The organism is Meridianimarinicoccus aquatilis, assembly GCF_004358675.1.
GTDB classification, from domain to species: domain Bacteria; phylum Pseudomonadota; class Alphaproteobacteria; order Rhodobacterales; family Rhodobacteraceae; genus Meridianimarinicoccus; species Meridianimarinicoccus aquatilis.
The window spans coordinates 1-24338 of sequence record NZ_SMZO01000046.1; the positions used below are offsets into that span (position 1 = coordinate 1).

24 protein-coding genes are annotated in these 24338 nt (G+C 58.4%); 21 read left to right on the plus strand and 3 right to left on the minus strand.

Annotated features, from left to right (window positions below):
• From E2L05_RS15790 to E2L05_RS15825, 8 genes are all read left to right on the plus strand, one after another.
• The coding region (locus E2L05_RS15790) for a heparinase II/III family protein (protein WP_208016267.1) at nucleotides 1-768 on the plus strand (768 nt) is incomplete at its 5' end.
• Between the two features lie 24 nt (nucleotides 769-792).
• The gene (gene purH / locus E2L05_RS15795) at nucleotides 793-2379 is read left to right on the plus strand and encodes a bifunctional phosphoribosylaminoimidazolecarboxamide formyltransferase/IMP cyclohydrolase (protein WP_133343839.1); all 1587 of its coding nucleotides are present in this window, start codon (nucleotides 793-795) and stop codon (nucleotides 2377-2379) included.
• A gap of 4 nt (nucleotides 2380-2383) precedes the next feature.
• Complete coding sequence (lspA, locus tag E2L05_RS15800; protein WP_133343840.1) at nucleotides 2384-2863, plus strand: signal peptidase II; 480 nt, start codon at nucleotides 2384-2386, stop codon at nucleotides 2861-2863.
• Nucleotides 2864-2936: 73 nt separating this feature from the next.
• Nucleotides 2937-3467, plus strand: a complete 531-nt coding sequence (locus E2L05_RS15805; protein WP_243722013.1) for a DUF3035 domain-containing protein — start codon at nucleotides 2937-2939, stop codon at nucleotides 3465-3467.
• Between the two features lie 75 nt (nucleotides 3468-3542).
• Nucleotides 3543-4901: a M16 family metallopeptidase gene (locus E2L05_RS15810; RefSeq protein WP_133343841.1), complete on the plus strand. Its 1359-nt coding sequence runs from the start codon at nucleotides 3543-3545 to the stop codon at nucleotides 4899-4901.
• A complete protein-coding gene (locus E2L05_RS15815; RefSeq protein WP_133343842.1) occupies nucleotides 4898-6223 on the plus strand; it encodes a M16 family metallopeptidase in 1326 nt (441 codons plus the stop codon). The genes E2L05_RS15810 and E2L05_RS15815 overlap by 4 nt, the downstream gene beginning before the upstream one ends.
• Before the next feature lie 88 nt (nucleotides 6224-6311).
• Complete coding sequence (gene mutL, locus E2L05_RS15820) at nucleotides 6312-8159, plus strand: DNA mismatch repair endonuclease MutL (protein ID WP_133343843.1); 1848 nt, start codon at nucleotides 6312-6314, stop codon at nucleotides 8157-8159.
• Nucleotides 8156-9289, plus strand: coding sequence for a DNA recombination protein RmuC (locus E2L05_RS15825; protein ID WP_133343844.1), 1134 nt, complete (start codon nucleotides 8156-8158; stop codon nucleotides 9287-9289). Before mutL ends, E2L05_RS15825 begins: the two co-directional genes overlap by 4 nt.
• 2 nt (nucleotides 9290-9291) lie before the next feature.
• Here the strand turns inward: E2L05_RS15825 and E2L05_RS20985 are convergent, their stop codons facing one another.
• Both E2L05_RS20985 and E2L05_RS20990 read right to left on the minus strand, forming a co-directional pair.
• Nucleotides 9292-9939: a ChrR family anti-sigma-E factor gene (locus E2L05_RS20985; RefSeq protein WP_208016268.1), complete on the minus strand. Its 648-nt coding sequence runs from the start codon at nucleotides 9937-9939 to the stop codon at nucleotides 9292-9294.
• A gap of 9 nt (nucleotides 9940-9948) precedes the next feature.
• The gene (locus tag E2L05_RS20990) at nucleotides 9949-10455 is read right to left on the minus strand and encodes a sigma-70 family RNA polymerase sigma factor (protein WP_243722016.1); all 507 of its coding nucleotides are present in this window, start codon (nucleotides 10453-10455) and stop codon (nucleotides 9949-9951) included.
• Between the two features lie 334 nt (nucleotides 10456-10789).
• Between E2L05_RS20990 and E2L05_RS15835 the strand changes: the two genes are divergently transcribed.
• From E2L05_RS15835 to E2L05_RS15890, 12 genes are all read left to right on the plus strand, one after another.
• Nucleotides 10790-12079 carry an NAD(P)/FAD-dependent oxidoreductase gene (locus E2L05_RS15835; protein WP_133343845.1) on the plus strand — a complete coding sequence of 430 codons (1290 nt, stop codon included), beginning with the start codon at nucleotides 10790-10792 and terminating at the stop codon, nucleotides 12077-12079.
• Nucleotides 12079-12837, plus strand: a complete 759-nt coding sequence (locus E2L05_RS15840) for a DUF1365 domain-containing protein (protein ID WP_133343859.1) — start codon at nucleotides 12079-12081, stop codon at nucleotides 12835-12837. The genes E2L05_RS15835 and E2L05_RS15840 overlap by 1 nt, the downstream gene beginning before the upstream one ends.
• A gap of 32 nt (nucleotides 12838-12869) precedes the next feature.
• Nucleotides 12870-14078 (plus strand): MFS transporter, encoded by a 1209-nt coding sequence (locus tag E2L05_RS15845; RefSeq protein WP_243722014.1) that lies wholly within the window; start codon nucleotides 12870-12872, stop codon nucleotides 14076-14078.
• Nucleotides 14079-14081: 3 nt separating this feature from the next.
• Nucleotides 14082-14687 carry a DUF3833 family protein gene (locus E2L05_RS15850; RefSeq protein WP_133343846.1) on the plus strand — a complete coding sequence of 202 codons (606 nt, stop codon included), beginning with the start codon at nucleotides 14082-14084 and terminating at the stop codon, nucleotides 14685-14687.
• Complete coding sequence (locus E2L05_RS15855) at nucleotides 14687-15427, plus strand: SDR family NAD(P)-dependent oxidoreductase (RefSeq protein WP_133343861.1); 741 nt, start codon at nucleotides 14687-14689, stop codon at nucleotides 15425-15427. Before E2L05_RS15850 ends, E2L05_RS15855 begins: the two co-directional genes overlap by 1 nt.
• Before the next feature lie 87 nt (nucleotides 15428-15514).
• Nucleotides 15515-15886 (plus strand): DUF3775 domain-containing protein, encoded by a 372-nt coding sequence (locus tag E2L05_RS15860; protein ID WP_133343847.1) that lies wholly within the window; start codon nucleotides 15515-15517, stop codon nucleotides 15884-15886.
• 170 nt (nucleotides 15887-16056) lie between these two features.
• Nucleotides 16057-17991 carry an AMP-binding protein gene (locus tag E2L05_RS15865; protein WP_133343862.1) on the plus strand — a complete coding sequence of 645 codons (1935 nt, stop codon included), beginning with the start codon at nucleotides 16057-16059 and terminating at the stop codon, nucleotides 17989-17991.
• Nucleotides 17988-18797, plus strand: coding sequence for an ABC transporter ATP-binding protein (locus E2L05_RS15870; protein WP_133343848.1), 810 nt, complete (start codon nucleotides 17988-17990; stop codon nucleotides 18795-18797). Before E2L05_RS15865 ends, E2L05_RS15870 begins: the two co-directional genes overlap by 4 nt.
• A 68-nt stretch (nucleotides 18798-18865) precedes the next feature.
• Nucleotides 18866-19852, plus strand: coding sequence for a branched-chain amino acid ABC transporter permease (locus E2L05_RS15875; protein WP_133343849.1), 987 nt, complete (start codon nucleotides 18866-18868; stop codon nucleotides 19850-19852).
• A gap of 156 nt (nucleotides 19853-20008) precedes the next feature.
• Nucleotides 20009-20257, plus strand: a complete 249-nt coding sequence (locus tag E2L05_RS15880) for a hypothetical protein (protein ID WP_133343850.1) — start codon at nucleotides 20009-20011, stop codon at nucleotides 20255-20257.
• A 309-nt stretch (nucleotides 20258-20566) separates the two neighbouring features.
• Nucleotides 20567-21643 (plus strand): branched-chain amino acid ABC transporter permease, encoded by a 1077-nt coding sequence (locus E2L05_RS15885; protein WP_133343851.1) that lies wholly within the window; start codon nucleotides 20567-20569, stop codon nucleotides 21641-21643.
• An 80-nt stretch (nucleotides 21644-21723) separates the two neighbouring features.
• Nucleotides 21724-23004 (plus strand): ABC transporter substrate-binding protein, encoded by a 1281-nt coding sequence (locus E2L05_RS15890; RefSeq protein WP_133343852.1) that lies wholly within the window; start codon nucleotides 21724-21726, stop codon nucleotides 23002-23004.
• A 66-nt stretch (nucleotides 23005-23070) separates the two neighbouring features.
• Here the strand turns inward: E2L05_RS15890 and E2L05_RS15895 are convergent, their stop codons facing one another.
• On the minus strand, nucleotides 23071-23310 hold the full coding sequence (locus E2L05_RS15895; RefSeq protein WP_133343863.1) for a DUF6552 family protein: 240 nt from the start codon (nucleotides 23308-23310) through the stop codon (nucleotides 23071-23073).
• A gap of 153 nt (nucleotides 23311-23463) precedes the next feature.
• Between E2L05_RS15895 and E2L05_RS15900 the strand changes: the two genes are divergently transcribed.
• A complete protein-coding gene (locus E2L05_RS15900) occupies nucleotides 23464-24294 on the plus strand; it encodes an ABC transporter ATP-binding protein (protein WP_133343864.1) in 831 nt (276 codons plus the stop codon).
• Nucleotides 24295-24338 lie beyond the last annotated feature (44 nt).

Here is a 24338-nt window from a genome sequence, read left to right on the forward strand (position 1 = left end):
ACCGTGATCGCGGATATGGCCGCCCCGGACAGCGCCCGCGAAGCAGCGGGAACAGCTCATGCGAGCACGCTGGCGTTCGAGGTGACGGCAGGCGCTTGCCCGCTGGTCGTGAGCTGCGGCGCCGGTGCACCCTTTGGGCCTGACTGGCAAGAAGCCGCCCGCGAGACCGCATCCCACAGCACACTAGTGCTTGCCGGGCAGTCCTCTTCGCTGTTGGAGAGGGCGCGCGGCGGTGCCATGGTTTTGACTGAGGCTCCGGGAAACGTGCAGGCGGATCTGCATCCTGACGAGCCGGACATGCATGTTGTCGGCGCGCATAATGGCTATTCGGCATCTTTCGGGTTGATCCATGCCCGTCGGCTAAATCTATCTCTGGCCGGAGACGTGCTTGAAGGCGAAGATATTTTGAGCGCGGTGTCCGAAGCCGAGAAGCGGCGCTTTCATGCGCGGGCCAGCGAGGCGGACGGTGTCAGCTTTGCGCTGCGTTTTCATCTGCATCCTGACGTCGACGCGCACCTTGATGCCAAGACCGGAACGGTGGCTCTGCGGCTTCCCAATCGGGATCTGTGGCATTTTACCCATGATGCGGGCTGCACGATCCGGCTTGACCCCAGCGTCTATCTGGAGAAAACCCGCCCCGAACCCGCCAGTAGCCGACAAATCGTGTTGCTGGGCCGGGCGGCAACGCTGGTCACTTCTGTGCGCTGGCGGCTGACCCGAGACCGCGAAACGCCCGCCTTTGCCCCGGCAGAGACGCGCGACACCTGAGACACTGACCAAAGGACCGCCCGAATGACCGATCGTGCCCCGCTGGGAACAGCACTGATTTCCGTATCCGACAAGACCGGGCTGACCGGCTTTGCGGCAGACCTTGCTGCAAAAGGGGTCAAGCTCTTGTCCACCGGCGGCACGGCAAAGGCGCTGCGCGATGCCGGGCTGGAGGTCACGGACGTGGCCGACGTGACAGGATTCCCCGAGATGATGGATGGCCGGGTCAAGACATTGCACCCGGCTGTGCATGGCGGACTTTTGGCACTGCGTGACAACCCAGAGCACGTGGCCGCCATGCAGGCGCATGGCATCGGTGCAATCGACCTGTTGGTGGTGAACCTTTACCCCTTCGAAAGCACGGTTGCCGCTGGCGCGGATTACGATACTTGCATTGAGAATATCGACATTGGCGGCCCCGCGATGATCCGTGCGGCGGCCAAGAACCACGCGCATGTGGCTGTTGTGACGGACCCTGAAGATTACGCTGGCGTGCTAGCGGAACTGGACGGTGGCGCGGGCACAACGCTCGCTTTCCGTCAACGGTTGGCACAAATCGCCTATGCCCGCACCGCAGCCTATGACGCAGCAGTCTCTACTTGGATGGCTGGCGCGATTGACGAGCCGACCCCGCGCCGCCGTGCTGTGGCGGGCACCTTGGCGCAGCCCATGCGTTATGGTGAGAACCCGCATCAGGCGGCTGCCTTCTATACCGACGGCAGTGCCCGGCCCGGCGTGGCGACGGCGCAGCAGCATCAGGGCAAGGCGCTGTCCTATAACAACATCAACGACACCGATGCAGCGTTCGAACTGGTGGCGGAATTTGCACCCGAAGACGGCCCGGCCTGCGTCATCGTCAAACACGCCAACCCTTGTGGTGTTGCCCGCGGTGCAACGCTCACCGAAGCTTATGGCCGCGCCTTTGACTGCGATCGGACATCGGCCTTTGGCGGGATCATCGCGTTGAACCAGCCGGTTGATGGCCCCACCGCAGAGGCGATTACAGGCATCTTTTCCGAAGTGGTGATCGCGCCGGGTGCGGACGAGGCCGCCAAGAGCATTTTTGCAAAGAAGAAGAACCTGCGCCTTTTGACCACGGCCGAGCTTCCCGACCCCACTGTCGCGGGTACAACCTGGCGGCAGGTGTCGGGCGGGTATCTGGTGCAGGACAAAGACACCGGACGTATCACGCTTGACGATTTGAAAGTTGTCACAAAACGCGCCCCATCCGATGCCGAACTGGCGGATCTGCTGTTCGCGTGGCGCGTGGCCAAGCACGTCAAATCCAACGCCATCGTGTATGTAAAGGACGGTGCGACCGTCGGTGTTGGCGCAGGTCAAATGAGCCGCGTGGACAGCACCCGCATCGCCGCGCGCAAAGCGCAGGACATGGCCGAAGCCATGGGCCTGCCCGCGCCGCTGACCCAAGGGTCGGTCGTCGCGTCCGATGCGTTCTTCCCGTTTGCAGACGGGCTTGTCACGGCTGCAGAAGCCGGCGCGACGGCGATCATTCAGCCCGGCGGGTCCATGCGCGACGAAGAAGTCATCGCCGCCGCTGACGAGGCTGGGCTTGCCATGGTCTTTACCGGCATGCGCCACTTCAGGCACTGATCTTATGCGGCTCTTCGCTCTTGCTGCTTTTGTCATGTTCGCCCTTGATCAGGGCAGCAAGGTCGCCGTGGTCCATTGGCTGGGGCTGAAGCACCGGTTGGCGATTGATGTTGTTCCGCCCCTGTTGAATTTCCGCATGGGCTGGAACGATGGCATCAACTTTGGCTTGCTGTCGGGGCACCCGGTCGCAGCACGTTGGTTGCTGATCGCTGTGGCGCTTGGGATTTGCGTCTGGGTGACATGGTTTGCAAAAGCCGACGGTCGGCCGCGCATGATGCTGGCTGCCGGTGTGTTGGTGGGCGGCGCGCTTGGCAATGTGTTTGACCGGCTGATCTATGGCGCTGTGGCGGATTTCCTCAACATGTCCTGCTGTGGCATCAATAACCCATTCGCCTTTAACATCGCTGATGTTGGCGTGTTCGGCGGGGCCATTGCGTTGGTGATCTGGGCCAACCCGGAAACCCCGAGTAAAAAGACCCGGTGACGCCGCCTTGCGCCTGCGATAGAAGCGGGTTCGATATGACCATCAAACTGCCTTCGTCCGAGGACCCATTGCTGTGAAACCGCGCGCGTTCCTTTTGGCCCTTCTGGCGCCAGCCCTTCTTGCAGCTTGCGGAAGCGGCCAGCCCAGCTTGATGAATTTCAAGACCACCCGGACTCCCAATGAATTTCTTGTGGTGCCAGCCAAGCCATTGGAAACGCCGCCTGAAAGTTCTGCATTGCCGGTTCCCACGCCGGGCGTGGCCAACCGCGCAGACGCCACCCCGTTGGAAGACGCGGTGACCGCACTCGGAGGGTCCGCTGCTGCGCTCAAGGCGGATGGTCCGATTCCGTCAAGCGATGGCGGGCTGGTGAATTACGCCTCGCGCTATGGGCGCGACCCCGCAGTGCGCGACAGCTTGAGTGAAGAAGACGCTGCATATCGTAAGCGCAATCAGGGGCGGATTCTTGAGCGTGTGTTCAGCGTAAACCGATATTTCGACGCGTATGACGGGCAATCCCTTGATCAGCAGACCGAAAATGAACGTCTGCGCGCCCTTGGTGTGCCCACATCCAGTGCCCCGCCGGTCGCGTTGAAGCCCGACTAAACGGTCACGAATACGCGTGCACGCTTGCAAGCGGCGCGCGGGGGCGTATCTGTCATAAAAGACGGAGGACTGCCCATGGGACTATTGAATCGGCTTTGCGCACCAGTGGCCGCGTTTGCGTTCATCGCAGGGGGCGCGCACGCGTCTGAAGACGGCATCAGCCAGTTTACGTTGGAAAACGGTATGGACGTTCTGGTGATTGAAGATCACCGATCTCCGGCCGTCGTGCATATGGTTTGGTACCGTGTCGGTGCAGCGGATGAACCGTTGGGAACATCGGGGATCGCCCATTATCTAGAGCATCTGATGTTCAAGGGGACCGAAAACATGGCCGCAGGCGAGTTTTCGGAAGTTGTTCGCGCCAATGGCGGCAGCGACAATGCGTTTACATCGTGGGATTACACCGGGTATTTTCAACGAGTTGCCGCCGATTTGCTGCCGCAGATGATGGAAATGGAAGCGGACCGTATGACCGGGCTGATCCTGACTGACGACGTGGCCCTTCCCGAACGATCTGTTATTCTGGAAGAACGATCGCAGCGGGTGGACAGCGATCCGGGTGCTCAGTTTCGCGAGCAAGCCCTTGCGATACAGTATTTAAACCATCCCTACGGGCGGCCCATCATCGGTTGGCGTCACGAGATGGAAGAGCTTAGCACGGATGACGCGCTTGAGTTCTATCGCGAATATTATGCCCCCAATAACGCAATTCTGATCGTGGCTGGGGATGTGACTGAAGCTGAAGTGCGCAGCTTGGCCGAAGAGTATTACGCACCCATCCCCGCAAACCCTGAACTCAAGCGGCGCGAGCGGGTGGCTGAACCGCCGCAAACGGCTGCGCGCCGTGTTGTGTTCGAAGATCAGCGCGTTGCGCAACCCTATGTTGCCCGCAGCTATCTGGCCCCAGAGCGCAACCCTGGAGATCAGGACCGCGCGGCGGCGTTGACTCTGTTGTCTGCGCTTCTTGGCGATGGCCCGGATGGCTTTTTGTCCCGCCGGTTGGAATTTGATGCCAAGACCGCGCTTTATACCGGGGTTTGGTATGGCGGCACCTCGCTTGATCCAACGACGTTCAACATCACGGTGGTACCGGCTGAAGGGGTGTCCCTTGAAGACGGGGAAGCGGCGCTTGATGCAGCTTTGGCAGAGTTCATGGAGGGCGGCATCGATATGGAAAAATTGGACAGGTTGAAGCGGCAATATGCAGCCCAATCGATCTATGAAATGGACAGCACGCAGGGGCGCGCGCGAAAGTACGGTGTGGCCTTGACCAGCGGCCTGACAGTTGAAGACGTGCAGGCTTGGCCCGAGGTTCTGCAATCCGTGACCGAAGACGACATTCTGGCCGCCGCGCGCGAAGTTCTTGTGCCCCAAACATCCGTGACGGGCTGGCTCCGCGCGCCACAAGCCGTTGCATCCGAGGTGATCCAATGATCCGTTTTGCAAAGCCAGCCGCCCTGTCGCTTGTTCTGACGGTCACAGCCGCCTTGCCGTCGTTCGCGAGCGTCGACATCGCTGAGGTTGAAACGCCCGGCGGTCTGACGGCTTGGTTGGTCGAAGAGCCGACCATCCCATTCGTCGCGCTGGAGATTGTTTTCAAAGGGGGAACATCGCTGGATGCGCCCGAAAAACTGGGCGCCGTGAACCTGATGACCGCTCTGATCGAAGAGGGTGCAGGTGATTTGGATGCGCGGGCCTTTGCTGCCGCCCGCGATGACCTGGCGGCGAGCTTCCGTTTCTCGGCGAGTGACGATTCAGTTTCTGTTTCAGCGCGTTTCCTTGTTGATACAACCGATGAGGCCATGGACCTGCTACACAGCGCCTTGACCGAACCGCGCTTTGATGCGGATGCGGTGGAACGCGTCCGGGCACAGGTTTTATCGGGCTTGCGGTCGGATGCCGAAGATCCCAACGCCATTGCCGGGCGCACCTTTGCAGAGGCTGTTTTTGGCGATCACCCCTATGCGCGAGCCGGTGACGGAACCCCGGATACGGTTGCTGCGTTGACGCGCGATGATTTGATGGCGGCGTTCAAGGGTGCGATCGCGCGGGACCGTGTGACCATTGCAGCGGCAGGCGATATCTCACCAGAGGCGCTTTCATCCTTGTTGGACTCTCTGCTTGCGGATCTGCCGGAAACCGGGACGGCGCTTCCCGGCCCTGCGACGATCAGTTTTGATGGCAGCACGACGGTGATCGATTTCCCGACCCCGCAATCTGTGATCAGCTTTGGCCAGCCGGGTATTGCGCGCGACGATGATGACTTTTTCGCTGCCTATGTGCTGAACCAAATTCTTGGTGGTGGCGGCTTTGGATCGCGGCTGACTGAAGAGGTGCGCGTCAAACGCGGTCTGACATATGGAATCTATTCGTATCTTGCGAACAAGGATCTGGCTGATCTCTATGTTGGTGGCGCTTCGACAGCAAACGCCCGCGCCGCTGAAACAATTGAGGTTGTCCGTGCCGAATGGGCTCGTATGGCCGAAGAGGGGCCAACTCAAGCCGAACTGGATGCGGCCAAGACCTATCTGATAGGCGGCTACCCGCTTCGTTTTGACAGCAATGCGTCAATTGCCAATATTCTTGTTGGCATGCAGTTGGACGACCTGACGCCAGAGTACCTTGAAACGCGAAACGACCGGGTAGCAGCGGTGACGCTGGACGATGTGAAGCGCGTTGCAGCCGAGCTTTTGGACCCCGATGAGTTGACCTTCATCGTCGTCGGGCAGCCAGAGGGCCTTGCGCCGGGAAACTGAGAAAACGGCAAGCATTGATGGGGTGGTTCGCAAGGCTGGCATGATCCGGGCCTAGTGAATCACCCTTTTTCATGCTAGGTCTAGTACCATGAATGTCCGTGACCCCAACATGACAGCAGAACCCCCAAGAATTGCGCAGCTTAGCGATGCGGCTATCAACCGTATCGCGGCGGGCGAAGTCGTTGAACGCCCTGCCTCAGCCGTCAAGGAGTTGGTCGAGAACGCAATCGATGCCGGGGCGCGGCGTGTCGAAGTTGCCTATGCCGATGGTGGCAAGACGCTGCTGCGGGTTACCGATGATGGGCACGGGATGCGGCCCGAAGACCTGCCATTGGCCTTGGCGCGGCACGCGACGTCGAAAATCGACGGCTCGGACCTTTTGAACATCCACAGTTTCGGGTTCCGCGGCGAAGCCCTCGCCTCTCTTGGGGCGGTGGGCAGGCTGACGGTGACCAGCCGCCATGCGGGGCATGATGGGGCTGTCATCGCTGTTTCCGGCGGCGTGCCGCAGGCTGTGCGCCCTGCGGCATTGCGCGGGGGTACAGTTGTTGAATTGCGCGATCTCTTTCATGCGACCCCAGCGCGACTGAAATTCTTGCGCACGGACCGGGCCGAAGCGCAGGCGATTTCCGACGTGGTACGCCGTCTCGCTATGGCAGAACCCTTTGTCGGAATAACGCTTCGCGACGTGTCCGATGGCGGCGAGGGTCGTGTTGTTCTGCGCACAGACCCGGAAAGCGGCGATCTTTGGGGCGCGTTGGAAGGGCGGCTTGGCCGGATTATCGGGCGGGACTTCGTGGAAAATGCGATCCGAATCGATGCGGAACGAGAAGGCGTGCATCTGACAGGTTTGGCCGCTTTGCCGACCTATTCGCGGGGGTCGGCCGTCACGCAATATCTGTTCGTCAATGGCCGCCCGGTGCGGGACAAACTGCTGATTGGCGCGCTGCGGGGGGCATATGCCGATGTGCTCAGTCGCGACCGGCATCCTGCCGCCGCGCTGTTTGTGGAATGTGACCCCTTGTTGGTGGATGTGAACGTACATCCGGCAAAGGCAGAGGTTCGTTTCCGTGACCCCGGTCTCGTTCGCGGGCTGATCGTATCTGCGTTGCGCCACGCGTTGGCCGAGGCGGGGCATCGCGCGTCGTCAACAGTTGCAGGCGCGACTCTGGGGGCCATGCGCCCGGAAGCGATGCCGCTAGAGGGGCGGGTCTATCAGATGGATCGCCCAAGCGGGCCGACGCGTGCATACAGCTATTCAGCGCAGGCACCCGCTTCTATGGGCTTTGCCGAAACGGCTGCGCCCTCAGCCCGCATGGAACCGGTGCCCGAAGCAACGGATCCCGAGGTGCAGACACACCGCCCGCTTGGTGCGGCCCGTGCGCAGGTCCACGAAAACTATATCGTTGCGCAGACCGAGGATGGCATGGTCATCGTCGATCAACATGCCGCCCATGAACGGCTGGTCTATGAGCGGCTGAAAGCGCAGCGCGCGGCAAATGGCGTGGCAGCGCAGGCTCTGTTGATTCCGGAAATCGTCGATTTGGGCGAAGATGCCGCCCGCCTGCTGGATCACGCAGAGGATTTTGCCGCGCTTGGTTTGACCATTGAACCCTTTGGTGCCGGCGCAATTGCAGTGCGGGAAACCCCGGCAGTTCTTGGCGTTGTCGATGCGCAACGATTGCTGCGGGACATTTCAGATGAGTTGGCCGATCTGGGGGACAGTGCCGCGCTCCCTGCGCGGATCGACGCGGTGTTGTCGCGCATGGCCTGTCATGGATCAATTCGGTCGGGTCGCAGGATGCAGGCCGATGAGATGAACGCGCTGTTGCGTGAAATGGAAGCCACGCCGCTGTCGGGGCAGTGCAACCATGGCCGCCCCACCTATGTGGAGCTTAAACTCTCTGACATCGAACGGCTTTTTGGGCGAACATGATCAATGTGGGCAGCGTCCCGGTTGATTTGAGCGACCCTGCGACGCAGATCTTTCTTGCGGCAGGGGCCGCGCTGCTGCTGGTGGTCCTATTGCTGGTTGCGGCACTGCGGGCGCAACGGCGGCAAGCGCGCTTGTTGGCGCCATTGGCCCAACAACTTGGTGCGCTGGGTCAGGCCCAACAACGATTGGCAGGGGGGCTGAGCCAAGTCACCGACGCGCAACTGCGCAGCCAGCAAGCCACGATGGCGACGCTTGAGGCGCGTCTGGCGGATGTGAGCCAAGCCATGGGTGCAAGCCTCGAAGGTTCCGCGACGCGCACTGCACAAAGTCTTGGGGCGCTTCAACAACGCCTTGAAACCATCGACCGTGCACAGGCCAATATCGAAAAACTGTCAGGTAATGTTCTGGGTTTGCAAGATATCTTGTCGAACAAGCAAGCGCGCGGAGCATTCGGCGAAATTCAACTCAACGACATTGTCGGCAAGGCGCTGCCGCCTGATAGTTTCACGATGCAAGCCACGCTGAGTAACGGCAAACGGGCGGACTGCCTGATCCACCTGCCACAACCGCCGGGGCCTCTCGTGATCGATAGCAAGTTCCCGTTGGAACCCTATGAAGCGCTGGTTGCTGCGGAAACCGACCTTGAGCGTACGCAAGCGTCCCGCGATCTGCGCATGGCTGTCCGGCGGCACATCCGCGCCATTTCCGAGAAGTACATCATCGAAGGGGAAACCGCTGACGGTGCATTGATGTTCGTGCCGTCCGAGGCGGTCTATTCCGAACTGCATGCGCGCTATACCGATCTTGTGCGTGAAGGATTCGAGGCACGTGTATGGCTGGTGTCCCCCACCACCTGCATGGCAACACTGAACACGCTGCGATCTATCTTGAAAGATGTGCGCATGCGAGAACAGGCAGGGCTTATCAGGCGTGAATTGCACCTTTTGAACGGCGATTTGGACAGGCTGGCAGGCCGTGTTGAGAACCTCGACCGGCATTTCGGGCAGGCACAAAAAGACGTGGCCGAAATCAAGATATCAGCGCAAAAGGCGGGCAGACGTGCTCAGAGATTGGATGGTTTTGACTTTGCGCAGGATGACGACCCTGACCGCATCGACGAAGCAGGGTGACGCTAGATCCGAAGGAAGGGCTGCGCAAGACGCGGCAAAATCGACGTGAAACGCAACCGTGCATCCGTTGCGGTTAAGCAGATGCAGTCCATCGGGCCAAACGCCACTGGTGTATGGTGCACGTCTTCGTCGGCCACCTCGATATCGCCACGATGAAATTCGCCGTCGTCGTCACGATAGGCGCCTTGAAGAACCAAGGTCATTTCTGTTCCGCCGTGGCTGTGGTCAGGCATCGCCATGCCCGACGGGATGTAGAGCAGCCGCACCTTTGCGTCGTCATGTGTCGGAAGAATGGCTTGCTTCACGCCGCCGCCGATTTTGCGCCATGCTACGGCATTAAGATCGCCGCCAACGTAATCCTGTACCGGCTTGGGAAGGATGCCGGGGGCAGGCCGTTTGGCAGCTGATCGGTCTACAGGTGCGCTGCCTTTGATGCGCGCAAGCGTTGCCGCCAATGTGTCGTCAGCCAGCGCCGCAGGCTCAACAGTTTCAAGGACAGCCCCGCCCACAGTTTCATAAGCCCCAAGACGCGCTCTGCTGTCATCCGACAGTGACACATGTGCGGCGACAACAACGTTGAAGGCTTCCGGCAGGTTGCCCGCCGAATACGCCATCAGGAATTCATCCGCTATATGATGCTTCACACCCATCTTTACACTCTATCTCATCTCGTGGCGCAGTCTCTCTAACGCCAACCTAATACGCGACTTGATCGTGCCCAGCGGTAATCCCGTTTCTGCGGCGATTTCGCTGTGTGACAGATCCCCGAAATAAGCGCTCTCTACGAGTTTGCGCTGTTTCTCGGGTAAATTTTCCATCGCACGGATCAGTCTTTCACTCTCTTGTTGCAGGGAAATCACGTCTGCCTGGTCTGGTTCTTCGTCCGGTCCCCAAAAAAGATCTTCGGGTTCCGGGCGACGTTGCTTGCGCAACATGTCGATCTTGCGGTTGCGCGCGATTGTGAACACCCAAGTGGACACGCTCGCGCGGGCCGGATCGAACAGATGTGCTTTTTGCCAAACCGTCGACATGACCTCCTGTGTACATTCATCTGCCAGTGCCTCAGTGGCACCGGATTTTATCAAAAACCCCTTCACGCGCGGGGCATAGTGCTGGAACAATGAGATAAACGCTGCTTCATCTTGCGCGTCGCGTATCCGCGCCATGCAAGCAGCCCATTCCAGCTCCTTTTCTTGTTGGATCGCCACGTTCGGTCCCAAGTTTTCGTCGCACCCTTTGGCCCTGTTATAAGGTCCATTAACGGTGCCACATCGAAAAGGCCCACCCCATGTCACCAACATTTGACAGAAATAGTCTTCCAGCGCGCAAATGGATCACTCTTTTTTGCCGAAATATTTGACACGGGAAAGACGGTTGCGTCGCGTGGCATGTTGGCACAGCCCTGATTTCGCCTGCGGTGCGCTGCGAGTCATCCGGTTGCAATCGGGCGGCGTATACCTCTTGAACATGGAATGAAAAAACGACGGATGGGGCGGGCTTATGCCATATGACACAACAGGCGGTGCGCCCAAGCGCATCGCAATCATCGGAGCGGGCATTTCCGGGATGGGTGCAGCCTATAGGCTGGGGTCTGGTCATGCCGTGACGCTGTTTGAATCGCAGACGCGTTTGGGCGGTCATGCGCGAACTGTTCTTGCAGGCAAACGCGGTGATCAGCCTGTCGATACCGGGTTTATCGTTTTCAACAACGCGACGTACCCGTATCTGACGGCTTTGTTTGCGGAACTGGATGTGCCGATTGCTGAAAGCAACATGACATTCGCCGCCTCTATCGACGATGGGAAAATCGAATACGCGCTGAGCACTCTCAACTCACTATTCGGTCAGCGCCGAAACTCGGTTAGCCCTGCTTTTATGGGCATGCTTCGGGATATCCTGCGCTTTAACAGCCGGGCCGAGGCTTTGGCAGCAGATGAAACGATGACAATCGGTCAGCTTCTGGATCGGTTGGGAACGGGCGCGCGGTTTCGGGATCACTACCTGTTGCCGTTCTCGGGCGCGATCTGGTCAACGCCTGCCCGCGACATTCTTGATTTTCCCGCGGCGGCCTTGGTGCGTTTTTTCCGCAATCACGCGTTGCTTGGGGTCACCGGTCAGCACCAATGGTACACTGTCGAGGGCGGGTCCATTGAATATGTGAAGCGGCTCGAAGCGGCCATGTTGCGCGTGGGCGTCGAGATCCGGACTGGCTGCCCGATTGATCGGGTTGAACGCGGGGATGCGGGTGTTCGGATCAAACCCCAAGGGGGCGATTGGGAAAGCTATGACGAGGTCATTTTCGCAACTCATGGCGACGATAGCCTGCGATTGCTCGGCGATGCGGATGCGGCCGAACAAAAGGCGCTCTCGGGCGTGCGCTATCAGCCCAACACAGCCGTTTTACACTGTGATGCCAGCCTGATGCCGCGCCGTCGCCGTTGTTGGGCATCGTGGAATTACACCGAAGCCGCAGGCGGTCGGGATGCAATCGGGTTGACGTATTGGATGAATTCCTTGCAGCCGATTCCCATGGATGACCCGCTGTTTGTCACGCTTAATCCAACCCGCGACATAGATCCGGCCAAGGTTTTCGACCGAACCGAATTCAGTCACCCCATGTACACGCAGAGCATGATGACATCGCAGCACGATGTGGCCGCCTTGAACGGTCAACGAAACACATGGTTCTGCGGCGCGTGGATGCGCAACGGGTTTCACGAAGACGGCCTTGCCACAGCGATGGATGTTGTTCAGGGCATTGCTGACCGTGCGCCAGCCTTGGTTGCATGATGGACACGAGAGTCGATCATATTGTCGGCCAGACCTTTCATGGTCGCGAAGGGGGCATTGAAAACGCCTTTCGCTACAGTGTGGACTATTGCCTGCTGGATCCCGAAACAGCCCGCGGTCCCAGTCTTTTTTCGCGCAACACGCGGAACTTAACGTCTTTGCACGACACCGATCATGGTGGCGCGCCGGGGCAAGGGCGCGGAAGTGCTTGGGTGCGCGAGGTTCTTGACGCGCACCAGTTGGACAAATGTGATGGCCCGATCCTTCTTCTCGCGCAGCCGCGTGTGTTGGGCCATGTGTTCAATCCAGTTAGCTTCTGGCTATGCCACGGCAAAGACGAAAGCCTGCGCGCGGTGATTGCCGAGGTGTCCAACACCTTTGGGGATCGTCATTCCTATTTGTGCCACCACGTCGACCAGCGGCCTATCACGCGTCACGAACGGCTTTCGTCCCGCAAGATTTTCCACGTCTCGCCCTTTCAACCCGTCGAGGGGGATTACACATTCCGGTTCGACCTGCGGGCTGACCGTGTGGGCGTCTGGATCGACTTCCGAAGCGGGGAAGAACGTCTGTATGCAACGCTGACCGGGCGGCGTAAGCCGCTGACCAACCGGGCAATCCTATGGGCCGCGCTGCGTCGCCCTCTGGGGTCGCGCCGGGTACTTGGGCTTATTCATTGGCAGGCACTGGTCCTGTGGTGGAAGGGGGCCCGTTGGCACGCACGGCCAGAACCGCCGACCGAAGACGTGTCGCGGTGACGGCTGCATCCTTGCCTCCTCCCGGCGCGCGCTTGCCCGCATTTGCACTGTTTGGTGCGATACTGTCTGGGGCGGGTTTGCCCATTTACATCTATGCGCCCAAGTATTTCGCGGACACCTATGGGGTGAGTCTGTCGCTCCTTGGTGCCGTGTTGTTCGGCTTGCGGCTGTTTGATGTTGTGCAAGATCCGGCTCTTGGCTGGGTGGCAGAACGTCTTGGGCGAGCAAGGGGGATTGCCGTTGCAATCGGCGCCGCCCTTTTGGCTGTGTCCATGCTTGGCCTGTTCGCAATGGTTCCGCCATTCAGCCCGGTCGTGTGGTTCGCCTTGACCGTAACGGGCTTGTTCACGGCGTTCAGTTTTTTGACGATAAATTTCTACGCCCAAGGGGTAAGCAAAGCAGCGCGTCTACCGGGCGGGCACGTCCAACTTGCGACATGGCGGGAAAGCGGCGCTCTGCTCGGGGTGTGTCTGGCTGCGGTCGCGCCGACGCTCTTGGCAGGAGTAAGCGATCAGCCATTTGCCGTTTTCGGCTGGGTTTTTGCAGCGACGGTGATGGTGGCAACACTGGGAATGATACCGGAGTGGAGCGCTGCGGCAAAGACAGAAGCGCCCACGCCGCTCGGCACGATCCTGCAAGATCGGCTGGCGCGCCGACTGTTGCTTTTGGCTTTGGTCAATGCGGCGCCTTTGGCGGTCAGCTCGACGTTGTTCTTGTTTTATGTGGAAAGCAGGTTGGGGGCGCCGGGCTGGGAAGGTCCGTTGCTGGTGCTCTTCTTCTTGTCCGCTGCGGTGTCGTCCCCTGCGTGGGGTTGGCTTGCGGGCCGCATCGGGACCAAGCGGGCGCTTCTTTGCGCCATGGGGCTGGCTATCTTGTCGTTCGCGACGGTTCTTGGCCTTGGCGAGGGCGACATTGCGATCTTTGCCGTTGTGTGCATCGCGTCAGGCGCAACCATCGGGGCGGATCTTACGCTTTTGCCGGCGCTATTTGCACGGCGGATGGCTGCGATCGCTCCGAATGGCGGGCAGGGCTTCGGCCTGTGGTCTCTTGTGTCCAAGTTCACTCTTGCACTGGCGGCGGCGACCTTGCTGCCGTTGCTTGAAGCCGGCGGTTTTACCGCAGGTGCCGACAATGGGGCGGGCGCGCTGTGGCGGTTGACGCTGCTGTACGCGCTGGTGCCCTGCATTTTGAAACTGGTTGCGATCGGTCTTTTGATCGCCACCCCGCTGGAGGAGAGTTAGATCATGACAGCATTGCTATTCGTGGGGCTTGGCGCCGTGTTGACGCTGGCCATACTTGCCCTTTTTCGTCGGTTTTGGAGCTTTCAGGCCCAAACCCCTGAAGACTATGCAGGTCAAACTCCCGAGTTTGATATTCGGCGTCATCTGAATGGGCCGATGGCCTGCGAAGGCGTGATTTACGGCCCAACTGGCCGTGTCTCTGCGCGTTTCGTTGCAGAAATGCATGCGCGCTGGGATGGCGCGCGGGGTGAAATGACCGAACATTTCCAGTACGACAGTGGCACGGTGCAGGATCGCCGCTGGTCCCTGACACTGGATGACGACGGCACCATCCGCGCCGAAGCAGAAGACCTTGCAGGGACCGGTGTTGGTCGTCAAAAAGGGGCTGGCGTAATGCTGCGGTATCGTATCCGCTTGCCCAAAGCGTCTGGCGGGCATTTGCTGGATGTGACCGATTGGATGTACCTGATGGAAAACGGCACGATCATAAACCGAAGCGAGTTCCGAAAGTTCGGCTTTCGCGTTGCTGAATTGGTGGCGACGATGCGCCCGATGGTGCGCGATGAAACCCAAGTGGCCCCTGATACCGATCAGTTGGCGGCTGAATGATGCGTGATTGGGTTGGAAAGACGTATTGGCTTGTGGGCGCATCCGAAGGATTGGGCGCAGCACTTGCCCATCGCCTGAGCGAGACAGGGGCATATGTGATTCTGTCTGCCCGGAACGAGGACACGTTACAAACCCTGTCAGATGCGCTGCCGGGCAAATCGGCCATTTTGCCGATGGATGTCTCTGATCCAGACTCGGTCTCGCGCGCTGCGAAACAGTTGAACCGAGTTGACGGTATGATCTTCATGGCCGGTGTTTACTGGCCCATGAAGGCGACAGAGTGGGATAGCGAAAACGCCGCCCGCATGATTGATGTTAACGTAAACGGTGCAATCCGGAGTATAGGAGTAGTTCTGCCGCAAATGCTGTCTCGTGGTGGCGGACATATCGTTCTGACAGGTAGCCTGTCGGCCTATCGCGGCTTGCCCGGCGCAATAGGGTATGGTGCCAGCAAAGCGGCGATCATGTCGCTTGCAGAAAGCATGCACTGCGATTTGCACGATACCGGGATCGACGTGCAGCTTGCCAATCCGGGCTTCATCAAGACGCGATTGACCGACAAGAACGATTTCAAAATGCCATTTTTGATGGAGCCCGACGAGGCCGCCCGCCACATGTTCAAGCATATCTCTAGCGAGAAGTTTTCGGGCGATTTCCCTTGGCTCTTTTCCACGGTTTTCCGGCTAAGCCGGTTCCTTCCTGAGGGGCTGTATATAAAGCTCTTCGGAGCAAAGACTTGATGGCGCCTGTGCGAGGTTGGCTTGCGCCATGTCAAGGACGGACGCATCTTGATCTTGCACGATACAATCGAAAAACGGAGGATCCCTATGCCTGAAATTCATGCGGCGGCGATTGCGCAGGTCATCTTGCTCGCGCGCGAAGTTGGCGAGGCCACGGCGATTGGGGCCCGTGATGGAATACGGCATGCGGGGTCTGGATCGCAGGCATCGAACGAACTGCGCGGTTTCATTGCGAATTTGACCGAAGAAGAGCAATACAGCCTTGTCGCTGTGACGTGGATCGGCCGCGATAGCTTTACTGCGGACGAGTATAGCGAAGCCTATGAAACGGCGCGTCAGGAAGCGACCAATCCGACTGAGGACTATCTCAGCGGGATGCCAATGCTGGCCGATTATCTTGAAAGCGGGTTAGAGGCGCTTGGCATTTCGCCAGGTGATGCCGAACAGGACGTTATCTGACGGCCTGCACTAGGCGGCGAAATGGTCGCAAAACAATCGTTTGACGTTCGCTCACTTCCAGTTGTTATATGAATGTGTTCAGCCATGAGGCTGGCGCAATGGCCCGCCACGAAACGAGCGGGTAAAGGGAGGAGCCGGTGGCAACTGCATTTGTGCAGGATGGCGCACGCATGTCCATTCCGCGCCTATTGGCCCGGAATGTTGAAGAATTTGGGTCTGCGCCAGCTTTCCGTGAGAAGGATCTTGGGATCTGGCAGGTCTGGACCTGGGCCGAAACCGCTGCCGAAATAGAGGCTTTGGCGCTTGGGTTTTTGACCCTTGGTGCGCAGCCAGGTGACACGATTGCTATTCTGGGACGCAATCGCCCCGCGCTTTATTGGGCCATTGTTGCGGCGCAGCGGGTTGGGGCCATCCCAGTTCCCCTGTATCAAGACAGTGTTGCCGAAGAAATTGCTTATGTTCTGGATCACTGCGAGGCGCGTTTTGTTGTCGCCGGGGATCAGGAGCAGGTGGACAAGCTGATCGATGTGAAAGAACAGCTCCCGAAACTGGAGCATATTGTCTATCTCGATCCACGTGGCCTCAGGAAATACGATCACACCCACGTGACCGCCTATGCCAAATTGCAAGATGCAGGACGTACGGCACAGGATGATTTGCTTCCCGAGCTGCGTCGGCGGACCGACGGGTTGGGCGCCGATGACATCTGCGTCATGCTCTATACCAGTGGCACGACAGGCAAGCCCAAGGGTGTCGTGCTGTCCAACCGCAACATTATCGAAACGGCAAAAAATTCGGTCGAATTTGATAAACTTAGCCGCGAAGAAGAGGTTCTGGCTTACCTTCCGATGGCATGGGTTGGGGATTTCATTTTTTCCATCGGGCAGGCGATGTGGTGTGGTTTCTGTGTGAACTGCCCCGAAAGCGAAGACACCATGATGAGTGATCTGCGCGAGATCGGCCCAACCTATTATTTTGCGCCGCCGCGCGTTTTCGAAAGCCAGCTCACGTCGGTCATGATCCGCATGGAAGATGCGGGAAAGTTCAAGAAATGGTTGTTTGATCGCTTCATGGCCGTGGCGCATCGCGTCGGCGGGTCGATCCTTGATGGGGCGCCTGTAAGCTTGGGGGATCGGTTGAAGTACCTAATGGGGGATGTGCTTGTCTATGGTCCTCTCAAGAATACTCTTGGGTTCAGTCGTGTGCGCGTGGGGTACACGGCTGGGGAAGCGATTGGCCCGGAAATATTTGATTTCTATCGTTCTCTTGGGATCAACCTGAAGCAGTTGTATGGTCAAACCGAGGCCAGCGTCTTCATCACTCAACAGCGCGACGGCGAAGTGCGATCTGACACGGTTGGTACGCCGACGCCGGGTGTCGAGCTGAGGATTGATGAGAACCGCGAGGTGTTTTACCGATCTCCCGGCGTATTTGTTCGATATTTCAAGAACGATGAAAGCACCAAATCGACCAAGGATGCCGAGGGTTGGGTGGCCACTGGCGATGCCGGGTTTATCGAACAAGGTACAGGCCATCTGCGCATCATTGACCGCGCGAAAGATGTGGGCGCGATGGCTGACGGCAGTCTATTCGCGCCAAAGTTTGTTGAAAACAAACTGAAATTCTATCCTGACATTCTTGAGGCTGTGGTCTTTGGCAATGGTCGGAACAGGTGCTGCGCTTTCATCAATATCGATCTGACGGCGGTTGGCAATTGGGCCGAGCGGAACAACATTGCATATTCCAGTTACCAAGAGCTTAGCCAGCATCCTAAGGTGCTGGACACCATTGCCGAACACGTTGCCGCGGTGAACGACAGCATCATCGGCGATGAAATGTTGTCTGGGTGTCGCATCCATCGTTTTCTGGTGCTGCACAAAGAACTGGACGCGGACGACGGCGAGTTGACCCGGACCCGCAAGGTGCGCCGCCGTATCATCGAAGACAAGTTTTCAGATTTGATAACGGCGCTTTATGACGGATCGGAGCGCGTTTCGACAGTGACCGAAGTGACCTATGAGGATGGTCGCAAAGGCGCGATCAAAGCGACACTTGAGATCCGCGACGTTATTGTGTCGCCCGAAGACAGGATCGCGGCGCAATGAGCGTGGCTGAGATAACCCCCGACGGACGGACCCTTGGCGGCACGCTGATGGACATGCGCAATATCACGCTGCGGTTTGGCGGCGTGACAGCAATCAAGGACATTTCCTTTGATATCCGCGAGGGTGAAATTCGCGCAATCATCGGCCCCAACGGTGCCGGGAAGTCCAGTATGCTGAATGTTATCAGCGGCTTTTATAATCCGCAGGAGGGCGAGGTTTGGTTCCGTGGTGATAAGCGGGGACCGATGCGCCCCTACCAAGTGGCGCGACTTGGGATCGCGCGAACGTTCCAGAATATCGCGCTGTTTGATGGGATGTCCGTGTTGGACAACATCATGACGGGTCGGTTGACGCACACCAAATCGGGGATTCTTGATCAGGCGATCTGGTGGGGCAAGGCCCAAAGAGAAGAGATCGCGCACCGCGAAAAAGTCGAGGAAATCATTGATTTTCTTGAGATTCAGCGGATTCGAAAGACGCCGGTCGGGCGATTGCCCTACGGGCTGAAAAAGCGCGTGGAGCTCGCCCGTGCGCTGGCGGCAGAGCCAAAGCTGTTGCTGTTGGACGAACCGATGGCAGGCATGAATGTCGAGGAAAAGGAAGATATGTCCCGCTATATCCTTGATGTTAATGACGAATTTGGAACGACAGTAGCGCTGATCGAACATGACATGGGCGTGGTGATGGACTTGTCTGACCGGGTGGTCGTGATGGACTATGGCCGCAAGATTGGCGATGGCACCCCGGATGAAGTCCGCGGAAATCAGGATGTGATCGATGCCTATTTGGGAGTGTCGCATGACTGATCCGGCCCACAAACCCGCGTATGACACCTGTAGGAGTCCTGTAGGAGTCCTGTCGGAGGGGAGCGCACATGCCTGAGCAGTTTTTCTTCGCCGCCGAAGTCATGGTGAACGGCCTTATGGTCGGTGTTATGTACGCCTTGGTTGCCTTGGGGTTTGTGTTGATTTTCAAGGCGTCGGGCATTTTCAACTATGCGCAGGGCGTGATGGCTCTGTTCGCGGCACTGACGCTGGTGGGTATCCAGCAGGGGCAGGTGCCATTCGCACATCTGATCAACGCCATATTCGGGACCGACCTGCATCATTTCGGTTGGGAGGTCCCTGCCGTGTTGGCGATTTTGCTGACGGTCTTGGTTATGATTGGATTGGCGGTGCTGATCGAACGGATCGTGCTGAAGCACTTGGTCAATCAAGAACCCATCATCCTGTTCATGGCGACCATCGGGCTGGCCTATTTTCTAGAGGGCGTGGGCGATTTGATGTGGGGCTCTGACATCAAGGTCATGGATGTCGGGCTGCCGCAGGGCATTTCGGATGTGATCGATCAAACCACCTATGAGTGGTTTGGCTATGGGTTCTTTATCGACCGGTTGGATATTGCCGCCAGCATCATTGCGGCGCTTCTGGTTGCGGCACTTATAGTGTTCTCGCAATACACCCGCGAAGGCCGGGCGCTGCGCGCTGTGGCTGACGATCATCAAGCTGCTTTGTCTGTGGGGATCAGCCTGCGGTTTATCTGGGTATTAGTGTGGTCCATCGCGGGATTTGTGGCGCTGGTTGCCGGGATCATGTGGGGGGCAAAATCTGGCGTGCAGTTTTCCCTGAGCCTGATCGCGCTCAAGGCATTGCCGGTTCTGATGCTCGGCGGGTTCACATCAATTCCGGGGGCTATCGTCGGCGGATTGATTATCGGGATGGGGGAAAAACTGTTCGAGTTTTTGGTCGGGCCACTGGTGGGCGGCGCGACGGAAAACTGGTTCGCCTATGTCTTGGCGTTGCTGTTCCTTGTGTTCCGTCCGCAAGGGTTGTTCGGCGAAAAGATCATCGAGCGCGTATAATGATATCCGCGATGCACAACAATCCCGCAAAGAATGCTGCAGCGCAGCAAAAGTGCAATGCAGATATGCACTTGACGCATGCCGGGCGAGTCGGGCAAAAGGCACTGGTGTCGCGATTTTGTGAATTGGCGGCACAGTCGGCTGGGGAAAATACGCATGAAGAAGCTTTGGGCTATCGTCTGTGTCGTCGGATTTACCGCATTCTGGACGTATGGCTTTATCGCGCTCTCAGGCGTCATGGGGGACAGAACGACGCACGGCATGACTTTCGTGCTGTGCCTTCTGGGACTCGGGGCCGGATTGATGGGCTGGGTGCAGGTCATGCGACATGCCCCCCGCATGAGTGGACGACGCGCGGCGGCGCGGGCACGGCTGGAAGAGGAGTTTTCGGACAGCTTGGGCTGACCTTTGACGCGCGGGGAGGAGCGCGCGACAAGGGTCATGTGAAATCACGTGGGTGCGGGCAAACTGCTGCCAACCTATCTCATCAATGTCAGGGGGCTTTCGACCTAGGTCGGAGGCCCCTTGTCGCATTCTGGGATATGATTTCTTTGCGTTCACCGCGGGCGGCTCGCCTGACTCTATCCCCTGTTCGTGAAATAAAACCAATAAAAGCCAGTGCTTTGTGTGTGGTTTCCGCCGCAGTGCGCCGCCATTGTGCCGCGTCGATTGTCGTCGCCTGTCAGGGTCCATCAGTATTGGAAAGGAACCGCGATGTTTTATCGTGAAGCGGGTGATTTCAAGTCGAGCTATCGGTCGGATAGTCAGACCTTTCCCATCGCGTTCGACCGCTACCGGTATTATGCGCTGCTGGTCTTTGCGATCGGGGTGGTGCCCTTCATTGTGGATGACTATTGGGCCAATGCGGTTCTGCTCCCATTCCTGATCTGGTCCATTGCCGCGATCGGTTTGAATATTCTGACAGGGTATTGCGGGCAGGTCAGTCTTGGGACGGGCGGCTTCATGGCTGTTGGTGCATTTGCCTGCTACAAACTGATGACTGCATTTCCCGGACTGAATATTGTCTTTGTGGTGCTTTTATCTGGCGGGGTGACAGCAGGCGTCGGCGTGCTGTTCGGATTGCCCAGCCTTCGAATCAAGGGATTTTATCTGGCCGTGGCGACGCTCGCGGCGCAGTTCTTTCTTGTTTGGTTGTTCAACCGGGTGCCGTGGTTCTACAACTATTCCGCGAGCGGCCAGATCAGTGCACCAGAGCGTACGGTTTTTGGCGCGGCTGTGACGGGCGCGAATGCGCAGGCTTGGGCCAGCTATCTCTTCTGTTTGACGTTCTTGATCGCGGTCGCTTGGCTTGCGCGCAATCTGACACGAGGGGCGGTGGGCCGGTCCTGGATGGCAATTCGAGACATGGATATCGCGGCCGAGATCATCGGCGTGAACCCGTTGCGTGCCAAGTTGACGGCCTTTGCCGCGTCGTCCTTTCTGGTTGGAATCGCGGGGGCGCTGTTCTTTTCCGTCTATCTTGGCGCGGTTGAAGTGGGTGAAGCCTTTGGGATCAATAAATCCTTTTTGGTGCTGTTCATGGTGATCATCGGCGGGCTTGGTTCTATTTTTGGCAGTCTTGCTGGCGCCGCCTTCATGGTGCTGTTGCCGGTATTCTTGAAGAACGTGCTGGTCGGCGGACTTGGCTGGGATACGGCGCTTGCCGCCCATTTCGAACTTGTCCTCGTGGGCGGGCTGATCATCTTTTTCTTGATTGTCGAGCCGCACGGCTTGGCACGGCTTTGGGAACTGACGAAGGAGAAGTTGCGGCTTTGGCCGTTCCCGCACTGAACAACGAAAAACTGCGGCGGGGTGAACCCTGCCCTCGACAACGACCGGGCGAGATCCCGGCATCTTATGGGAGGAACGACATGAAGAAAGTAACAACACTTGCGCTTGGGGCGGCTCTGGCAGCGGGCCCCGCGTTTGCGGATCTGGTTTTTCCTGATCTGAGCTATCGCACCGGGCCTTATGCAGCGGGGGGTATCCCCTTTTCCGACGGGTATCAGGACTATTTCTCGCTGGTGAACGCCCGTGACGGCGGGATCGGCGGTGTTATGGCCCGTGTGATTGAATGCGAGACGGCCTATAACACTGAAAAAGGTGTTGAGTGCTATGAGGCGACCAAGGGCGAAGGCGCGCTGGTTTATCAGCCGCTGTCCACCGGGATCACCTATCAGCTGATTCCCAAGGTGCAGGCAGATGGCATTCCCCTGCACACAATGGGCTATGGGCGCACGAGCGCTGCCAATGGCGCGGTGTTCAGCAATGTGTTCAACTATCCCGCAAACTATTGGGACGCGGCGAGCGTCGCCATCAGTTATTTGTCCGACGAGAACGGTGGTGATCTGACTGGCAAGAAAATCACGCTGCTGTACCACAATTCCGCCTATGGCAAGGAGCCGATCCGCACGCTTGAGGAGCTTGCCGCAAAGCACGGGTACGAACTGACCACGATTGCCGTGGACCATCCGGGGCAAGAGCAAGGTAGCCAGTGGTTGCGCATTCGCCGCGAACGGCCGGATTACGTCATCATGTGGGGCTGGGGGGTCATGAACCAGGTCGCCATTCAGGAAGCCGCGAACATTCGCTTTCCCATGGAGAATTTCATCGGCAACTGGTGGGCCGGAGCCGAGCATGATGTGACGCCGGCAGGTGATGCAGCGAATGGGTACAAGTCGCTGAACATGAACAAGGTGGTCGACTATCCTGTCTTTGCCGAAATTCGCAGCTTGGTTGCCGATGCTGGAAATGCGGCGGGCGACGGGAGCAATATCGGGTCGGTGCTGTACACGCGCGGGATGTATGCGGCGATGCTGGCGGTGGAAGCGGCGAAGACCGCGCAGGAAATTCACGGTGTTGCCGATATCGATGCATCCATGATGCGTGACGGTATGGAGGCGCTGGAGATGACGGCGGCCAAGATGGAAGCCCTTGGCGTTCCGGGCATTGGGCCGGAATTTTCGGTGAGTTGTGAAAACCACGGTGGGTCGGGTCTTGGCCTTGTTCAGCAGTGGGATGCGACAGCTAAGGTTTGGAATCCGCTGACCGACTTCATTGAGCCGGACAATGAGATTATTGATCCTTTGATCAAAGCCGATAGCGAAGCCTTTGCAGCAGAGAACGGCATCACGCCGAGCTGCGACGGTTAAGTCAGTAACAGCGTGGGGAAGATCGCTTTCCCACGCTGCTTTTGCCGCCGCGCGCTGGCCAGAGGTTCATGCCCCGCTGCTGACGAGGCCAGCGGTCATGGCCGCAAGCGCAATCAGATGGATTAACATTATGGCGCGGTCATTCCAAAGCACGCCGACGGCCAGCCATCCGACCAGCCCAACGAGGAACAAATAGATGTTCCATGGGTCAAGGCCAAAGGCGGTGGTTGCGTAGCCGAGGATTTGAATGATGGATGCGGCCCATTTGATGATGAAGACGACACGTTCACGGGAAAGAGTTTGCATGAGGATACCGGCGGATAAGAGCGTTTCTGGCCCAATCGCAGGCAGGGCCGTTGAGAGCCAGTCAGTAATTTTCGTCCCCACGCAGAAAAACTTATATGCGCCGTGTCGTCCTGATACTGGCCCAGCCGCGGATGAAGGGACATGGAAATGAGCATGCAGGCAGAGGCGCCCGAGGCGCAGACGAAAACCCTTCTTGAGATCAACAATATTGAAGTGATCTACAATCACGTCATTCTGGTTTTGAAGGGCGTCAGTCTTAAGGTTCGGTCTGGCGGGATTACGGCCTTGTTGGGCGGCAACGGTGCGGGAAAGACGACCACACTAAAGGCGGTATCGAACTTGCTGCAGAGTGAACGAGGCTCGGTCACCAAGGGGTCGATCTTGTATCACGGTGACCGGATACAGGATCTGGCACCGGCAGATCTGGTCAAGCGCGGGGTCGTGCAGGTGATGGAAGGGCGCCATTGCTTTGAGCACCTCACGATTGAAGAGAACCTGTTGACTGGCGCCTATACGCGCCGCGACGGCCGCGCTGCCATCGCGGCTGATCTTGAGAAAGTCTATGCGTATTTTCCCCGCCTGAAGGAACGGCGCAGCAGTCAGGCCGGGTACACCAGTGGCGGCGAGCAACAAATGTGTGCCATCGGGCGGGCCTTGATGGCTGCACCCGAGATGATCTTGTTGGACGAACCCTCAATGGGGCTTGCGCCGCAACTGGTCGAAGAGATTTTCACAATCGTGCGCGATCTCAATGAACAGGAGGGCGTCAGTTTTCTGTTGGCAGAGCAAAACACCAATGTCGCCCTGCGATTTGCCCATGACGGTTACATCTTGGAATCGGGTCGGGTGGTGATGGAGGGGACTGCGCAAGCGCTTCGTGAGAACCCTGATGTGAAAGAATTCTATCTTGGAATGTCAGATGAAGGGCGCAGATCATTTCGCGACACGCGCAGCTATCGCCGCCGAAAACGCTGGCTGAGCTGAGGTTGAACAACGGGCTTATCGGGGGGACGAGTTTGGCGGCAGCA

What these genes read in the sequence shown, in the direction of transcription:
- purH (WP_133343839.1), top strand. Translation starts at nt 793, where the DNA reads ATGACCGATCGTGCCCCGCTGGGAACAGCACTGATTTCCGTATCCGAC.
- lspA (WP_133343840.1), top strand. Translation starts at nt 2,384, where the DNA reads ATGCGGCTCTTCGCTCTTGCTGCTTTTGTCATGTTCGCCCTTGATCAG.
- E2L05_RS15810 (WP_133343841.1), top strand. Translation starts at nt 3,543, where the DNA reads ATGGGACTATTGAATCGGCTTTGCGCACCAGTGGCCGCGTTTGCGTTC.
- E2L05_RS15815 (WP_133343842.1), top strand. Translation starts at nt 4,898, where the DNA reads ATGATCCGTTTTGCAAAGCCAGCCGCCCTGTCGCTTGTTCTGACGGTC.
- mutL (WP_133343843.1), top strand. Translation starts at nt 6,312, where the DNA reads ATGAATGTCCGTGACCCCAACATGACAGCAGAACCCCCAAGAATTGCG.
- E2L05_RS15825 (WP_133343844.1), top strand. Translation starts at nt 8,156, where the DNA reads ATGATCAATGTGGGCAGCGTCCCGGTTGATTTGAGCGACCCTGCGACG.
- E2L05_RS20985 (WP_208016268.1), bottom strand. Translation starts at nt 9,939, where the DNA reads ATGGGTGTGAAGCATCATATAGCGGATGAATTCCTGATGGCGTATTCG.
- E2L05_RS20990 (WP_243722016.1), bottom strand. Translation starts at nt 10,455, where the DNA reads ATGGCGCGGATACGCGACGCGCAAGATGAAGCAGCGTTTATCTCATTG.
- E2L05_RS15835 (WP_133343845.1), top strand. Translation starts at nt 10,790, where the DNA reads ATGCCATATGACACAACAGGCGGTGCGCCCAAGCGCATCGCAATCATC.
- E2L05_RS15840 (WP_133343859.1), top strand. Translation starts at nt 12,079, where the DNA reads ATGGACACGAGAGTCGATCATATTGTCGGCCAGACCTTTCATGGTCGC.
- E2L05_RS15850 (WP_133343846.1), top strand. Translation starts at nt 14,082, where the DNA reads ATGACAGCATTGCTATTCGTGGGGCTTGGCGCCGTGTTGACGCTGGCC.
- E2L05_RS15855 (WP_133343861.1), top strand. Translation starts at nt 14,687, where the DNA reads ATGCGTGATTGGGTTGGAAAGACGTATTGGCTTGTGGGCGCATCCGAA.
- E2L05_RS15860 (WP_133343847.1), top strand. Translation starts at nt 15,515, where the DNA reads ATGCCTGAAATTCATGCGGCGGCGATTGCGCAGGTCATCTTGCTCGCG.
- E2L05_RS15865 (WP_133343862.1), top strand. Translation starts at nt 16,057, where the DNA reads ATGTCCATTCCGCGCCTATTGGCCCGGAATGTTGAAGAATTTGGGTCT.
- E2L05_RS15870 (WP_133343848.1), top strand. Translation starts at nt 17,988, where the DNA reads ATGAGCGTGGCTGAGATAACCCCCGACGGACGGACCCTTGGCGGCACG.
- E2L05_RS15875 (WP_133343849.1), top strand. Translation starts at nt 18,866, where the DNA reads ATGCCTGAGCAGTTTTTCTTCGCCGCCGAAGTCATGGTGAACGGCCTT.
- E2L05_RS15880 (WP_133343850.1), top strand. Translation starts at nt 20,009, where the DNA reads ATGAAGAAGCTTTGGGCTATCGTCTGTGTCGTCGGATTTACCGCATTC.
- E2L05_RS15885 (WP_133343851.1), top strand. Translation starts at nt 20,567, where the DNA reads ATGTTTTATCGTGAAGCGGGTGATTTCAAGTCGAGCTATCGGTCGGAT.
- E2L05_RS15890 (WP_133343852.1), top strand. Translation starts at nt 21,724, where the DNA reads ATGAAGAAAGTAACAACACTTGCGCTTGGGGCGGCTCTGGCAGCGGGC.
- E2L05_RS15895 (WP_133343863.1), bottom strand. Translation starts at nt 23,310, where the DNA reads ATGCAAACTCTTTCCCGTGAACGTGTCGTCTTCATCATCAAATGGGCC.
- E2L05_RS15900 (WP_133343864.1), top strand. Translation starts at nt 23,464, where the DNA reads ATGCAGGCAGAGGCGCCCGAGGCGCAGACGAAAACCCTTCTTGAGATC.